At 65.7% G+C, this 13655-nt stretch carries 11 protein-coding genes; 4 read left to right on the top strand and 7 right to left on the bottom strand.

What is annotated here, in order from left to right:
- The gene (locus H162_RS0123860) at nucleotides 1–1239 is read right to left on the bottom strand and encodes a spore maturation protein (RefSeq protein WP_020656007.1); all 1239 of its coding nucleotides are present in this window, start codon (nucleotides 1237–1239) and stop codon (nucleotides 1–3) included.
- 179 nt (nucleotides 1240–1418) lie between these two features.
- Between H162_RS0123860 and H162_RS0123855 the strand changes: the two genes are divergently transcribed.
- The 4 genes from H162_RS0123855 to H162_RS32855 all read left to right on the top strand — a co-directional run bounded on the left by H162_RS0123855 (nucleotide 1419) and on the right by H162_RS32855 (nucleotide 7893).
- Complete coding sequence (locus H162_RS0123855) at nucleotides 1419–3218, top strand: ABC transporter substrate-binding protein (protein ID WP_020656006.1); 1800 nt, start codon at nucleotides 1419–1421, stop codon at nucleotides 3216–3218.
- A 182-nt stretch (nucleotides 3219–3400) separates the two neighbouring features.
- Nucleotides 3401–6247, top strand: coding sequence for a TonB-dependent receptor domain-containing protein (locus tag H162_RS0123850; RefSeq protein WP_026355021.1), 2847 nt, complete (start codon nucleotides 3401–3403; stop codon nucleotides 6245–6247).
- 224 nt (nucleotides 6248–6471) lie between these two features.
- Nucleotides 6472–7428: a S66 peptidase family protein gene (locus H162_RS0123845; RefSeq protein ID WP_229452234.1), complete on the top strand. Its 957-nt coding sequence runs from the start codon at nucleotides 6472–6474 to the stop codon at nucleotides 7426–7428.
- Between the two features lie 42 nt (nucleotides 7429–7470).
- On the top strand, nucleotides 7471–7893 hold the full coding sequence (locus tag H162_RS32855) for a YciI family protein (RefSeq protein WP_020656003.1): 423 nt from the start codon (nucleotides 7471–7473) through the stop codon (nucleotides 7891–7893).
- A 75-nt stretch (nucleotides 7894–7968) separates the two neighbouring features.
- On the opposite strand, the gene H162_RS0123835 is transcribed toward H162_RS32855, so the two are convergent.
- The 6 genes from H162_RS0123835 to H162_RS33500 all read right to left on the bottom strand — a co-directional run.
- The gene (locus tag H162_RS0123835; RefSeq protein WP_020656002.1) at nucleotides 7969–8502 is read right to left on the bottom strand and encodes a GNAT family N-acetyltransferase; all 534 of its coding nucleotides are present in this window, start codon (nucleotides 8500–8502) and stop codon (nucleotides 7969–7971) included.
- Nucleotides 8502–9629 (bottom strand): acyl-CoA dehydrogenase family protein, encoded by a 1128-nt coding sequence (locus H162_RS0123830; RefSeq protein ID WP_020656001.1) that lies wholly within the window; start codon nucleotides 9627–9629, stop codon nucleotides 8502–8504. Before H162_RS0123830 ends, H162_RS0123835 begins: the two co-directional genes overlap by 1 nt.
- A 39-nt stretch (nucleotides 9630–9668) precedes the next feature.
- Nucleotides 9669–10337: an SDR family oxidoreductase gene (locus H162_RS0123825; RefSeq protein ID WP_020656000.1), complete on the bottom strand. Its 669-nt coding sequence runs from the start codon at nucleotides 10335–10337 to the stop codon at nucleotides 9669–9671.
- Nucleotides 10338–10413: 76 nt separating this feature from the next.
- Nucleotides 10414–11613, bottom strand: a complete 1200-nt coding sequence (locus H162_RS0123820; RefSeq protein ID WP_026355020.1) for an acetyl-CoA C-acyltransferase — start codon at nucleotides 11611–11613, stop codon at nucleotides 10414–10416.
- Complete coding sequence (aceK, locus tag H162_RS0123815; RefSeq protein WP_020655998.1) at nucleotides 11606–13438, bottom strand: bifunctional isocitrate dehydrogenase kinase/phosphatase; 1833 nt, start codon at nucleotides 13436–13438, stop codon at nucleotides 11606–11608. The genes H162_RS0123820 and aceK overlap by 8 nt, the downstream gene beginning before the upstream one ends.
- Nucleotides 13439–13526: 88 nt before the next feature.
- A partial coding sequence (locus H162_RS33500; protein ID WP_267872161.1) for an acyl-CoA dehydrogenase family protein occupies nucleotides 13527–13655 on the bottom strand: 129 nt, incomplete at its 5' end.

Raw genomic sequence — 13655 nt, 5'->3', positions numbered from 1 at the left:
TTAACCGAAGAAGAGATAGGCGACGCAGATCGCGGTGATGATGCCGGCCAGGTCGGCGATCAGGCCGCAGGAGATCGCATAGCGGGTCTTGCGGATGCCCACCGAGCCGAAGTACAGCGCCACGATGTAGAAGGTGGTGTCGGCCGAGCCCTGGAAGATGCAGGCCAGGCGTCCGACGAAGGAGTCCACGCCGTAGGTGTTCATGGCGTCGATCATCAGCGCGCGCGAGCCGCTGCCCGACAGGGGCTTCATCAGCGCGGTCGGCAGCGCCGGGATGAATTCGGTGGTGACGCCGAGCTGGACGAACACCCATTCGAAGCCCTGGACCACGAAGCCGAGGATGCCGGCGTTGCGCACCACGCCGATCGCCACCAGCATGCCGACCAGGTAGGGGATGATGTTGAGCGAGGTCTGGATGCCGCCCTTGGCGCCCTCGATGAAGGCCTCGTAGACATTGACCTTCTTGCGCAGTGCGCCGACCATGAAGACCACGATGATCGAGAACAGCACGAAGTTGCTCGACACCTTGGACACCAGTTCGATCTCGGCCTTGTCCAGGTGGTTGGTGAAGTAGTAGATCATCGCGACGATGGCCGCGGTGATGCCGCCCATCCAGCCGAACAGCACCTTGTCGAACAGGTTGATGCGCTGGCGGATGCCGACCACGATGATGCCGGTGATGGTCGCGACATAGGTCGCGATCAGGCAGGGGATGAAGATGTCCGCGGGATTGGCCGCGCCCAGGATCGCGCGCTGCGCCATGATCGCCAGCGGGATCAGGGTCAGGCCCGAGGTGTGCAGCACCAGGAACATGATCTGGGCGTTGGTGGCCTCGTCCTTGTTCGGGTTCAGGGTCTGCAGGCTTTCCATCGCCTTCAGGCCGAACGGCGTCGCCGCGTTGTCCAGCCCCAGCAGGTTGGCGGAGAAGTTCATCACCATGTGGCCGGTGGCCGGGTGGTCCTTCGGCACTTCGGGGAAGATGCGCGAGAAGAAGGGCGCGATGAAGCGCGCCAGCGCATTGATCGCGCCCGCCTTCTCGCCGATGTTCATGATGCCCAGCCAGAGCGTCATCACGCCGGCCAGCGGCAGGGCGATGTCCATCACCGCCATCTTGGCCGATTCGAAGGTGCCGTCGACGATGCGTTTGAAGATCTCCGTGTCGCCCAGGAACAGCCATTGAATCAGGGCCGCGAGGAAGCCGACGAGGAAGAAACCAGTCCAGATGTAATTGAGTGCCATGAAAGATTCGCCGCTGAGGTACCGCTCGATTGTGCAGCGGAGAGTATAGGCGCAGAGCAAGCTGCACGGATGAAAGAATGCAGCCGCGCCATGTGAAAAAGTTATGAGCCGACAGTGCCGGTTGCCTGCGGCGTCAAGGCGCGCATATGATACGCATCGCTCGAGAGGACCCCTTCACCATGCTGCCGATTCGCCATACCGCCGCCGCCCTGCTGTTTCCCCTGTTGTTCGCCACCGGCGCCGCCGCGGCGCAGCCGGCCTCTGCTCCCGCCGGGCAGAAGGTGCTGCGCATGTTCCTGTCCACCAGCGAGACCGGGCTGGATCCGGCCGCCGCGTCCGACAATGCCACTTTGTCACTGCTGGAAAACCTGTTCGATCCGCTGCTGCGCTACGACTACCTGGCGCGCCCCGCGACGCTGCGCCCGAACAGCGCGGCCGCGATGCCGGAAGTCAGCGCCGATGGCCTGAGCTACACCTTCCGCATCCGCCCGGGCATCCATTTCACGCCCGACCCGGCCTTCAAGGGCGTCAAGCGCGAGGTGACGGCGCAGGACTATGTCTACAGCATCAAGCGCCTGTACGACCCGGCGATCAAGTCGCCCTGGGCCCATATGTTCGAAGGGAAGATCGTCGGCGACGCCGCCCTGCGCAAGCGCTTCGGCCACGACGTGCCGGTCGAGGGCCTGCAGGCGCTCGACCGCTACACATTGCGCATCAAGCTGGCGGCGCCCGACAACAACTTCCTGTTCTATCTCGCCACGCCGGCGACCGGGGTGGTGGCGCGCGAAGTGATCGAGGCCTATCCGGGCCAGGCCGGCAACCATCCGGTCGGCACCGGGCCCTTCATGATCGGCGAGTGGAAGCGCAGCGACCGCATCGTGCTGCTGGCGAACCCGGAGTCGAGCGCGGTGTTCCACGCCAGCCCCGGCGACAATCCGGAAGACCGGGCGCTCGCCGCCGCGCTCGAGGGCAAGCGCCTGCCGCGCGTGGACCGCGTGGAGGTGAAGATCGCCGAGGAATTCCAGGGCCGCATGCTGGGCTTCCTGAATGCCGAATACGACTACCTGGAGCAGATCCCGGAATCGATGACCGACATGGTGGTCCGCGACGGCCGCCTGAAGGACGAGCTGGCCGCGCGCGGCATCGTGCTGTCGCGCTTTCCAGTGCTGCAGACCTACTACATGTGGATGAACATGAACGATCCGGTGGTGGGCGGCTACGGCAAGGACAAGGTGGCGCTGCGGCGTGCCATCTCGCTGGCCTACAACAATGCCGAGGACATCGCGCTGCTGAAGAAAGGCTTCGCCATCAAGGCCGAGTCGCCGCTGCCGCCGAACGTGCGCGGCTACGATCCGGCCTACCGCAGCCCGGTCCCCTACGATCCGGCGCTGGCGAATGCGCTGCTGGACCGCCATGGCTACACCCGGCGCGATGCGGACGGCTTCCGCCGCACGCCCGACAACCGGCCGCTGACCCTGACCATGCACAGCGAAGCGACCGTCAGCGGCCGCCTGCGCGATGAGCTGTGGCGGAAATGCCTGAATGCCATCGGCTTGCGCGTGGTGTTCAAGTCGGACAAGAAGACCGAGATCATCAAGGCCTCGCGCCTGGGCACGGTCCAGATGTTCGAAAGTAACTGGATCGCCGACTTCCCCGACGGCGACAACTTCTACCAGCTGCTGTACGGACCGAACGCGGGCCGCGCCAACTATTCGCGCTTCAACCTGCCGGCCTATAACGAACGCTACGAACAGGCGCGCCGGCTCGGCGACGGACCGGCGCGGCAACAGCTGTATTTCGAGATGAACCAGCTGATCCACGCCTACAACCCGTGGGTGCCGCTGACCCATGTCTTGTCGGGCGACCTGCGTCATCCGTGGTTGAAAAACTACAAACGTCACCCGGTCGAATTCACGACCTGGCGTTATCTCGACATCGATGTTGCGGAAAGGGCACGCTCCGCCAGAGGAGAAAGATAGTTCGTGTAACATTTTCCTAAACAAAACATTCCCCTTAGTTATACTTGCCGCCGGTAATTTCATTGGATAACGCCAAAACAGCCGGCGTACCCTGAAATGAAAAATAGTGTAATGCTAAGAAATTACGCATAGCACCCGGCAACGGGTCGATCACGGCCAAGGAAAACGTTTAGGAGAAACGCGTGAAATTAAAGAAGCTGGCACATTTGATTGCCCTGATGGGTGCCGTGGGTCCCGCGGTGGCGCAGCAGGTGCAGGTAGAGGGGCCGATGCAGCGGGTGGAGATCACCGGTTCCAGCATCAAGCGCATCGCCAAGGAAGGCGCGCTGCCGGTGGAAATCATTTCGCGCAAACAGCTGGAAGACCAGGGCATCGTGACTGCCGAACAGCTGATCGCGACCCTGAACGTGAACGGCACCGGTTCCGATAACCTGGCGTCGAACGCCGACGTGACCTCGGGCGCCCAGCGCGGCAACAACGGCGCCTCGTCCGCCAACCTGCGCGGCCAGGGCGCCGACTCGACCCTGGTGTTGCTGAACGGCCGCCGTATCGCGACCCACGGCATGAAGGGTTCGGCGGTCGACCTGAACTCGATCCCGATGGCGGCGGTCGAGCGCGTCGAGGTGCTGAAGGACGGCGCTTCCGCGGTCTACGGCACCGACGCGATCGGCGGCGTGATCAACTTCATCCTGCGCAAGAACTACAAGGGCCTGGAAGCCCAGTCCTTCATCGACGTGGCCCAGGAATCGGGCGGCGAGATCGGCCGCGCGTCGCTGACCGGCGGCTGGGGCGACCTCGATACCCAGGGCTGGAACGTGCTGGTGACCGCCGCGCACAGCGAGAACAAGGCGCTGCGCGGCAACCAGCGCGACTTCGTCAACACCTTCCAGCCGGACCGCGGCGTCTCGGTCGACACCCGCGGCGCGCCGAGCGCCAACATCTTCGCCACCACCCTGGCGCCGACCCTGCTGTCGCGCACCGGCACCGGTCCGACCCTCCCGGGCGGCACCATCGGCTACAACGGCATCAGCCTGCTCGACCTGCCGGGCGGCGCGGGCTGCACCAGCATCGACGGCATGGGCCCGTACGACGAGAAGCTGTGGGATACCGCCTCGGCGGCCTTTGGCTGCGCCTGGGATACCGGCCGCGCCGCCGTGCTGCAGCAACCGGTCAAGAACAGCAACGCCTTGGCGCGCGCCACCTTCAACGCCGGCCAGCACCAGCTGTTCGCCGAACTGGTCGGCTCGCGCGTCGAAGTCGCGAAGAGCTTCTCGCCGAACCAGGTCTCGCCGTCGGCTTCGACCTTCGGCCCGAGCTCCTTCTATCCGAGCACCGGCGCCGCCTACAACGACGTCTACAACGCCCTGGTCAAGGTATTCCCGAGCATTTCGGCCAACTACGGCCTGCCGATCGCCTACCGCTGGCGCTGCATGGAGTGCGGCAACCGCGAGATCGAGACCACCACCAAGGCCGCCCGCGCGCTGGTCGGCGCCGACGGTCCCCTGAGCATCGCCGGCCGCAGCTTCGACTACCGCGTCGGCCTGTCGCACGCCTTCAGCGAGTCCGACTCGGTCCTCGGCCGCGGCTACAACTACACCGCGCCGCTGGCGGCCGCGCTGGGTTCGGGCCTCATCAATCCGTTCCTGCTGCCGGGCCAGGCCCAGACCCCGGAAGCGATCGCCGCGATCAACGCCACCTCGGCCGCCGGCGTCACCCTGTATGGCGGCAAGAGCAGCATGACCCAGTTCGACGCCGCGATCTCGGGCGAGATCTTCAAGCTGCCGGCCGGTCCCGTGCTGGCCGCGGTGGGCACCGACCTGCGCCGCGAAGAGTACAAGTTCAACGGCGACGCCCGCGACATCGCCAACCGCCGCGCGATCCTGAACGCGCCCTTCGACGACGTCAACGCGCTCGACAAGATCCATCGCGACATCAAGGCGGTGTACGCCGAGATCCTGATCCCGGTGACCAAGACCCTGGAAGTCACCCTGGCCGGCCGCAAGGACCATTACACCGGCTTCGGCGGCACCTTCAATCCGAAGGTCTCGTTCCGCTACCAGCCGCTGGCCTCGCTGATGTTCCGCGGTTCGTACAACGAAAGCTTCCGCGCACCGTCGTTCAACCAGCTGTTCAACGGCGTCACCATCTCGCCGTACGCGGGCAAGGACCTGGCCGACCCGGCCACCTGCCCGGGCGGCCGTGCGGACAGCACCAGGCCGGGCTGCGAATCGATCAATCCCGAGACCCTCACCGGCGGCAAGGCGGAGCTGGGCCCGGAAACCGCGAAGCAGGGCAGCATCGGCTTCGTGTTCGAGCCGGCGAACTTCTTCTCGATGAATGCCGACCTGTGGGAGATCCGCAAGGAAAACACGATCGACTCGTTCAACACCGCCACGATGGTCGCGAACTACAACCTGTTCCAGGACTCGTTCCTGCGCAACCCGTCCGGCCAGCTGGTCGCGATCGACCAGCGCTGGATCAACGCCGGCGAGCGCATCACCCGCGGCGTCGAGGTGGGCGCCCGCTTCAACGGCAAGTTCAACACCGGCGCCGTGTGGAGCGTCGGCCTCGACGGTTCGCGCCTGCTGGAGAAGAAGTCGCGCGCCACCGTGAACGCGCCGTTCGGCGAGAGCGAAGTGGGCCGCTTCATCTTCACCGGCGACCTGGGCCTGAAGTGGAAGCACAGCGCCTACGTGACCTACAAGTACGGCGACTGGAGCGGCATGCTGCAGAACATCTACCGTTCGGGCTATGACGACCAGGTGCTGCCGGGTGTGGCCAACGGCCTGGTGCGTCCTGCGAACTGGAACCCGAAGGTGGACGAGTACTCGATCTTCAACCTGAGCGTGAACTACACCGGCTTCAAGAACCTGACCCTGACCGCCGGCGTGAAGAACATGTTCGACGAGGATCCGCCGTTCGCGATCACCTACGACAGCAACACCGGCGCCGGCAGCTCGTGGGAGCCGCGCGTGGCCGATCCGCGCGGCCGTTCGTTCACCCTGCTGGCGAACTACAAGTTCTTCTGATTTGCCGGACTTGACGGCCCGTCGCTCGGGAGGCACCATGCGGCCTCCCGGCACGGGCCGTTTTTCATTGGTGGAGCGGTGATTCGTCGCCGCTTCCACGCATCCTACGTACGCCGACCATGATCATCAGCAGGCGCGGCTTCGGCGCATTCGCCGCAGCCGCCTTATCCGCCACCTTTCCGGGCGTCGCCGCAGCGGCACGGCGCCGTTCGCCCTCCCGTCCCATGAAACAGCTCATCAAACCCCCACGCCTGCGCCAGGGCGACGTCGTCGGCCTGATCGCGCCGGGCGGCTACACCACCGACCGCGCGATCGAGAAGGCGGTCCGCAACATCGAAGCGCTCGGCTTCCGGGTCAGGACCGGCGCCTACCTGCGCGCCGTGTACGGCAACTACGGCGGCTCGGTGCAGCAGCGCCTGGCCGACCTGCACGCGATGTTCGCCGACCCCGAGGTCAAGGCCATCTGGCCGATCCGCGGCGGCTCCGGCTGCATCTCGCTGCTGGCCCACCTCGACTATGAGCTGATCCGCAGGAACCCGAAGGTCCTGCTCGGCTATTCGGACATCACGGCCCTGCACTTGGCCATGTATAAGAAGGTCGGCCTGGTGACTTTCCACGGCCCGGTGGCCTCGTCCACGATGTCGGACTATTCGCGCGAGCACATGATGGCGGTGCTGACCGAACCGCAGTCCAGCTACACGATCCCGATGTCCCCGGACAACGCGAAGCGCGCGCTGAGCGAGCCGCACTACGGCATCCGCACCGTGACCTCGGGCGTGGCGACCGGCCCGCTGATGGGCGGGAATTTGTCCCTGGTGAGCGCGCTGGCCGGCACCCCGTATGCCGCCGATATCCACGGCAGCATCCTGTTCCTGGAAGAGGTCAACGAGGCGCCCTACCGGATCGACCGCTGGATGACCCAGCTCGACCTGGCCTCCGGGTTCTCGAAGGCCGCCGCCGTGATGGTCGGCATCTGCGACAACTGCGGACCGGAGCACGAGGAGATCTCGCTCACGCTCGACCAGACGCTCGACCTGCACCTCAAGCCGCTGACGATTCCGACCGTGACGGGCTACTCGATCGGCCATATCCGCAACCAGTTCACCCTGCCGATGGGGATCAGGGCCACCCTCGACACCGAAAGCCAGACCGTCACCCTGCTCGAAGCGGCCGTGAGCTGAGCCTTCGTGGCATACTTGCTCGATCATAATAAGGAGAAACCCATGAAGCTGCTGACCACATGCCTGCTGAACGCCGTCCTGGGCGCGCTGCTCGCCGCGCCGCTGGCGCAGGCGCAGGAACACACGGCGCCCGGCAAGCGCCAGCAGTTCCTCTACATGCTGCGCGTGGCGCCGCACCTGCAGGACGAAGCGAAATGGAGCGAGAAGGACAAGCAGGCGACCTCGAAGCATTTCGAGCGCCTGAAGCAGGCTACCGACAAGGGGCAGGTGATCCTGGCCGGGCGCACCTCCGAAGCGCTCGACAAGACCTTCGGCCTGGTGATCTTCGAGGCCGAGAACGAAGCGGCCGCGCGCAAGTTCATGCAGGAAGATCCGGCCGTGCAGGCCGGCGTGATGCAGGCCACGCTGCATCCGTATTCGGTGGCGCTGCAGCGTAGGGTGGACGGCTCGCCGTCCACGCGTTGATAGTTGGCAGCACGATCATCGCGCACGGGAGCGGAGCCGCTAACGATCTCCGCGTGGACGGCAAAGCCGTCCACCCTACAACCGGCGGCTCATCATGACCGAGCCGTGCGATTCGCCGTCGATGCGGTACAGGTCCTCGATCTCGCCGGTCTGGACGAAGCCGGTGCGCGCGTAGAGCGCACGCGCGGCATGGTTGGCCGACAGGACGTCCAGGTCGATCCAGGCCAAGGGCGGCGTCTCGCGCGCCCATGCGACGGCGGCTTCCACCAGCCTGGCGCCCAGGCCGGCGCGCCGGTGGTCGCGATGCACGCCCATGCCCAGGATGGCGCGGTGCGCCGACTCCGGGTCCGCGCGGCCGCGCAGGTCGACGTGGCCGGCGATCGCGCCGCCGGCGTCGACCGCGATCCAGGCGCGCCGCCAGCCGGGCTCACCAAGTTTGGTGGCCAGCCCTGCCGTGAACCTGGCGCGCATCGCGTCCGGAACGCCCGTGACCGCACGCGACATCGGCTGGAACAGCGGCATGCCGTTCCTGCCGTTTTCGTCCAGCTGGTCGCCCAGGTAGGCGAACAGGGCATCCAGGTCGGCGATGGCGACGGCGCGGATGTCCATCACAGCGCCCGTGCGATCAGGATCTTCTGGATGTCGCTGGTGCCTTCGTAGATCTGGCACACGCGCACGTCGCGGTAGATGCGCTCGACCGGGAAGTCGGCCACGTAGCCGTAGCCGCCGAACACCTGCATGGCGTCGGACACCACGCGTTCGGCCATCTCGGAGGCGAACAGCTTGGCCATCGCGGCTTCCTTCAGGCAGGGCAGGCCGGCATCCTTCATCGCCGCCGCATGCCAGATCAGCTGGCGCGCCGCCTCGATCTTCATCGCCATCTCGGCCAGGCGGAACTGGACCGACTGGTGCTCGAAGATCGGCTTGCCGAAGCTCTCGCGCTCCTTCGCATAGGCCAGCGCGGCCTCATAGGCGGCGCGCGCCATGCCGACCGACTGCGAGGCGATGCCGATGCGGCCGCCTTCCAGTCCCGACAGGGCGATCTTGTAGCCCATGCCTTCTTCGCCGATCAGGTTCGCGGCCGGGATGCGGCAGTTCTCGAACACGATCTGCGCGGTGTCCGACGAATGCTGGCCCATCTTGTGCTCGATGCCGGCGACGATGTAGCCGGGGGTGGTGGTCGGCACCCAGAAGGCGCTGATGCCCTTCTTGCCGGCCGCCTTGTCGGTGACGGCCATGACGATCGCCACGTCGCCGTACTTGCCGCTGGTGATGAACTGCTTGGTGCCGTTGAGGACGTACTCGTCGCCGTCGCGGACCGCGGTGGTGCGCAGGGCCGAGGCGTCGCTGCCGGTGTGCGGCTCGGTGAGGGCGAAGGCGCCCAGCAGCTCGCCCTGGGCCAGCGGGCGCAGCCAGCGCTGCTTCTGTTCCTCGTTCGCATACATCATGGCGATGCTGCACACCGGGCAGTTGTTCACCGAGATGATGGTCGAGGTGCCGCCGTCGCCGGCCGCGATCTCTTCGAGCACCAGCGCCAGCGCCACGTAGTCCAGGCCCGCGCCGCCGTACTGCTCCGGCACCGCGACGCCGAAGGCGCCCAGCTGCGCCAGCTCCTTCAGTTCGTCCTTGGGAAAGTAGTGGTCGCGGTCCCAGCGCGCGGCGTTCGGGGCCAGGCGCTCCTGCGCGTAGCTGCGCAGGGCGTCGCGGATCATCTGGTGTTCTTCGTTCAGGATCATCGTGTCTCGTCTATTTATCTAATGATTGAATCAAACCGGCTACCAGGGAATCGGCGTGCCGTCATGGTTCAGGAAGGCGCCGTTGGACGAAGCGTCCAGGCCGGCGAGCGTGGCGCGCAGGCTGGCCACGCTGTGTTCGGGTGTCAGGGTGGCCCCGCTGCCGCCCATGTCGGGCTGCACCCAGCCCGGATGGAAGGCCACGCAGGTGGCGCCGTGCGGGCCCCAGGTGATGGCGGCGTCGGCCAGCACCGAATTCAGCGCGGCCTTGCTGGCGCGGTACAGCGTGCCTTCGGTGGCGGAGCGCGTGCCGATCGAGCCCATGCGCGAGGACAGCACGGCCAGCTTGCCGTGGGCGCTCGCCACCAGCGGCGCCACGACCGGGATCAGGCGCATCGCGGCCAGCACGTTGGTGTGCATGACGGCGTCGAATTCCGGCCCGGTAGGAAAGCCCGAGTGGCCCGGGCCGTACACGCCGGCGACCAGCCAGGCGGCATCGATCTTTTCATCGTCGAGCCTCCAGCCCAGGGCCGCGATCGAATCGGCCTCGGTCACGTCGAGCTGGTGCGACTCCGCGCCCATCTGCGCGAGGGCGGCGCAGTCTTCCTGCTTGCGGGCGGTGGCGATCACGCGCCAGCCGTCGGCGCGGTACTGGCGCACCATCTCGTGGCCGATGCCGCGCGATGCGCCGAGAATCAGAACGGTGGGCATAAGAGGCTCCTTGTCGTGTAGGGTGGGCAGCTTGTCCGCCCACCCTAGAATGCCGGCACGGTCGCCGGCAAGCGTATTACACCAGCTCGATCGCCATCGCGGTCGCTTCGCCGCCGCCGATGCACAGCGAGGCCACGCCGCGCTTGCCGCCGGTGCGCTTGAGCGCGCCCAGCAGGGTCACGATGATGCGCGCGCCCGAGGCGCCGATCGGGTGGCCCAGCGCGCAGGCGCCGCCGTGGATGTTGACCTTGTTGTGCGGGATGCCGAGGTCGCGCATGGCCGCCATCGGCACCGCTGCGAAGGCTTCGTTGATCTCGAACAGGTCGACGTCGGCAGCAGTCCAGCCGGTCTTCTTGAACAGCTTCTGCATCGCGCCGATCGGGGCGGTGGTGAACAGGTTCGGTTCCTGCGCGTGGGTGGCGTGGCCGAGCACGCGGGCGATCGGGGTCAGGCCCAGTTCCTTCGCCTTCGATTCGCGCATCATGACCAGCGCGGCGGCGCCGTCGTTGATCGACGACGACGAGGCGGCGGTCACGGTGCCGTCCTTCTTGAAGGCCGGCTTGAGCGACGGGATCTTGTCGACCTTGGCCTTCAGCGGACCTTCGTCCTTCTCGATCACCAGTTCGCCGGTGCGGGTGGCGACCGACACCGGCGCCACTTCCCAGCTGAACCAGCCTTCGTTGTTGGCGGCCTGGGCGCGCTTGACCGATTCGATCGCGAAGGCGTCCTGCTCTTCGCGGGTGAACTGGTAGGTGGCCACGCACTCTTCGGCGAAGGTGCCCATCGAGCGGCCTTCGCCGGTCTTCTCGTTGCGCGAGTAGGCGTCTTCCAGGCCGTCGAGCATCATGTGGTCGAACATCGGCGCGTGGCCGATGCGGTAGCCGCCGCGCGCCTTCGGGATCAGGTAGGGGGCGTTGGTCATCGATTCCATGCCGCCCGCGACGACGATGTCGGCGCTGCCGGCCAGCAGGGTGTCATGGGCGAAGATGGCGCTCTGCATCGCCGAGCCGCACATCTTCGACAGGGTCACGGCGCCGGTCGACAGCGGCAGGCCGGCCTTGATCAGCGCCTGGCGCGCCGGGGCCTGGCCCTGGCCGGCCATCAGGCAGTTGCCGAAATAGACGTGCTCGACGCTTTCCGGGGCGACGCCGGCGCGTTCCACCGCCGCCTTGATCGCCACTGCGCCGAGATCGCTCGCCGTTTTCGAGGAAAAATCGCCTTGGAAGGCGCCCATCGGGGTACGAGCGGCGCCGACGATAACGACTGGATCATTCATTGTGTAAATTCCTTATCAGATAGGACGAGGATGGCGAATGACTCGCCATGGTGGGGTTTGCCTGGTTGCAGAAACGGATCTGCTGGGGGTAAGGGAACACGTCTTCGACGACGCCTTCCAGGATGCGGTCCTTGTGGGACTGCCAATAGTCACGCGTCAACAGCTCCGCATGGTATTGCATGAAATACTGCCGAATCTTTGCATTGCCGAGCAGGAAACGGCCGAACTGCTCCGGAAACACGTCATGCCTGCCGATCGGGTACCAGGGCTCCGAGGCCATCTCGTCTTCCTCGTTGCGCGCCTGGGGAATGTCGCGGAACTGGCAGTCGGTCAGGTACTCGATTTCATCGTAGTCGTAGAACACGACGCGGCCGTGGCGGGTGACGCCGAAGTTCTTGTACAGCATGTCGCCAGGGAAGATATTGGCGGCCATCAGGTCCTTGATCGCATTGCCGTATTCGATCACGGCATGCTCGACCAGGTCTTCCTTGCCCTGGCGCTCGGCATTCGTCAGGAACATGTTCAGCGGCACCATGCGGCGCTCGATGTACAGGTGCCGGAGGATGATGCGTTCGCCCTCGATCTCGACCAGCGAAGGGACGGATTTCCGCAGTTCGTCCAGCAGCCCGTCCGAGAAGCGGGCCAGCGGGAAGGCCACGTCCGAGTACTCGAGCGTGTCGGCCATGCGCCCGACGCGGTCGTGGTACTTCACCAGCAGGTACTTTTCCTTGACCTGGGCGCGCGTGGTGTCCTTGGGCGGCGGATAGAAGTCCTTGATGACCTTGAACACATAGGGGAAGGACGGCAGTTCGAACACCAGCATCACCAGGCCCGGGATACCGGGCGCGATGCGGAACTGGTCGGAACTGTGCTTCAGGTGCTGCAGGAAGTCGCGGTAGAACAGCGTCTTGCCCTGCTTTTGCAGGCCCAGGATGGTGTAGATCTCGCTGCGCGGCTTGTGCGGCATCAGGCTGCGCAGGAATTGCACGAACGCGGACGGCACTTCCATGTCTACCAGGAAGTACGCGCGGGTGAACGAAAACAGGACCGCGACCTGTTCCTGGTCGGTCAGCACGGTGTCGAGCACCAGCTGGCCGCGGCGGTCGTACAGGACCGGGATCACGAACGGGTATTCGCGCGCGCCATTGATCGCGCGCCCCACGATGTAGGCGCCCTTGTTGCGGAAAAACAGGCTCGACAGCACGTGCAGCTGCTGGTTCGACTCGCGCTTGTCGAGCCCGAACACGACGCTCATGCGCGCCTCGACGAAGCCGATGTCGCGGTCGAGGTCGGCGAACGGTACGTCGAGCTGGAAATTGGTCACGATGCGCTTGAGGGCGAAGCGCAGGCTGTCGCTTGCCGGGTAGTAGACGCGGTAGGTCGGCAGCAGTTCTTCGGTTTCCAGGTACTCGGTCGAGACCACCGGGCGCACGAAGATGTAGTCGTTGTGATAGTAGGTGCGGTGCAGGATGTGGCAGCTGACCGAATTGAAGAAGGTCTCGGCCAGTTCGGGCCGCTTGTGGCCGGACAGCAGGCCGATGTAGTGCAGCTTGGTTTCGCGCCAGACGAGGTCGGTCAGTTCCTCGGGGGTGTACTCGTCCTCCAGCACGTGCACGCATTCGAGCACGCGCTTGTCGTAGTAACCGATGCGCTCGCGCGCCGCCTGCTGGGCGGTGTTCCAGTTGGCCGTCTCGAAATGGCGCTTGGCCTGCTGGCTGGCCTGGCGGAACAGGCGGTAATGCTTGTCGAAGCCATCGAGGATGGTGCGCGCGATGTCGAATGCGATCTGGGAAGACAGCAGTTTAGGGAACGCAACTTGTGTCATCGTTCGTCTCGCGCGTGGTGCGGTTCAGCGCACATTGTAGGGCATCGCATCGCTGCCGCGCTCGCGGCAACGATGCTGGCAGCCCGACTTACATCGTCTCGCCGAACAGCTCGCGGCCGATCAGCATGCGGCGGATCTCGCTGGTGCCGGCGCCGATCTCGTACAGCTTGGCGTCGCGCCACAGGCGGCCGACCGGATACTCGTTGATGTAGCCGTT

Origin of the sequence: Massilia niastensis DSM 21313 (genome assembly GCF_000382345.1) — a bacterium.
Classification (GTDB): Bacteria; Pseudomonadota; Gammaproteobacteria; order Burkholderiales; family Burkholderiaceae_D; genus Telluria; species Telluria niastensis.
Note: the sequence above shows the minus strand (reverse complement) of the source record. Positions and strands in the feature narration are given on the sequence as shown.

Coding starts and splice junctions, on each gene's coding strand:
- H162_RS0123855 (WP_020656006.1), top strand. CDS start 1,419: ATGCTGCCGATTCGCCATACCGCCGCCGCCCTGCTGTTTCCCCTGTTG.
- H162_RS0123845 (WP_229452234.1), top strand. CDS start 6,472: ATGAAACAGCTCATCAAACCCCCACGCCTGCGCCAGGGCGACGTCGTC.
- H162_RS0123835 (WP_020656002.1), bottom strand. CDS start 8,502: ATGGACATCCGCGCCGTCGCCATCGCCGACCTGGATGCCCTGTTCGCC.
- H162_RS0123825 (WP_020656000.1), bottom strand. CDS start 10,337: ATGCCCACCGTTCTGATTCTCGGCGCATCGCGCGGCATCGGCCACGAG.
- H162_RS0123860 (WP_020656007.1), bottom strand. CDS start 1,239: ATGGCACTCAATTACATCTGGACTGGTTTCTTCCTCGTCGGCTTCCTC.
- H162_RS0123820 (WP_026355020.1), bottom strand. CDS start 11,613: ATGAATGATCCAGTCGTTATCGTCGGCGCCGCTCGTACCCCGATGGGC.
- H162_RS0123830 (WP_020656001.1), bottom strand. CDS start 9,629: ATGATCCTGAACGAAGAACACCAGATGATCCGCGACGCCCTGCGCAGC.
- H162_RS32855 (WP_020656003.1), top strand. CDS start 7,471: ATGAAGCTGCTGACCACATGCCTGCTGAACGCCGTCCTGGGCGCGCTG.
- aceK (WP_020655998.1), bottom strand. CDS start 13,438: ATGACACAAGTTGCGTTCCCTAAACTGCTGTCTTCCCAGATCGCATTC.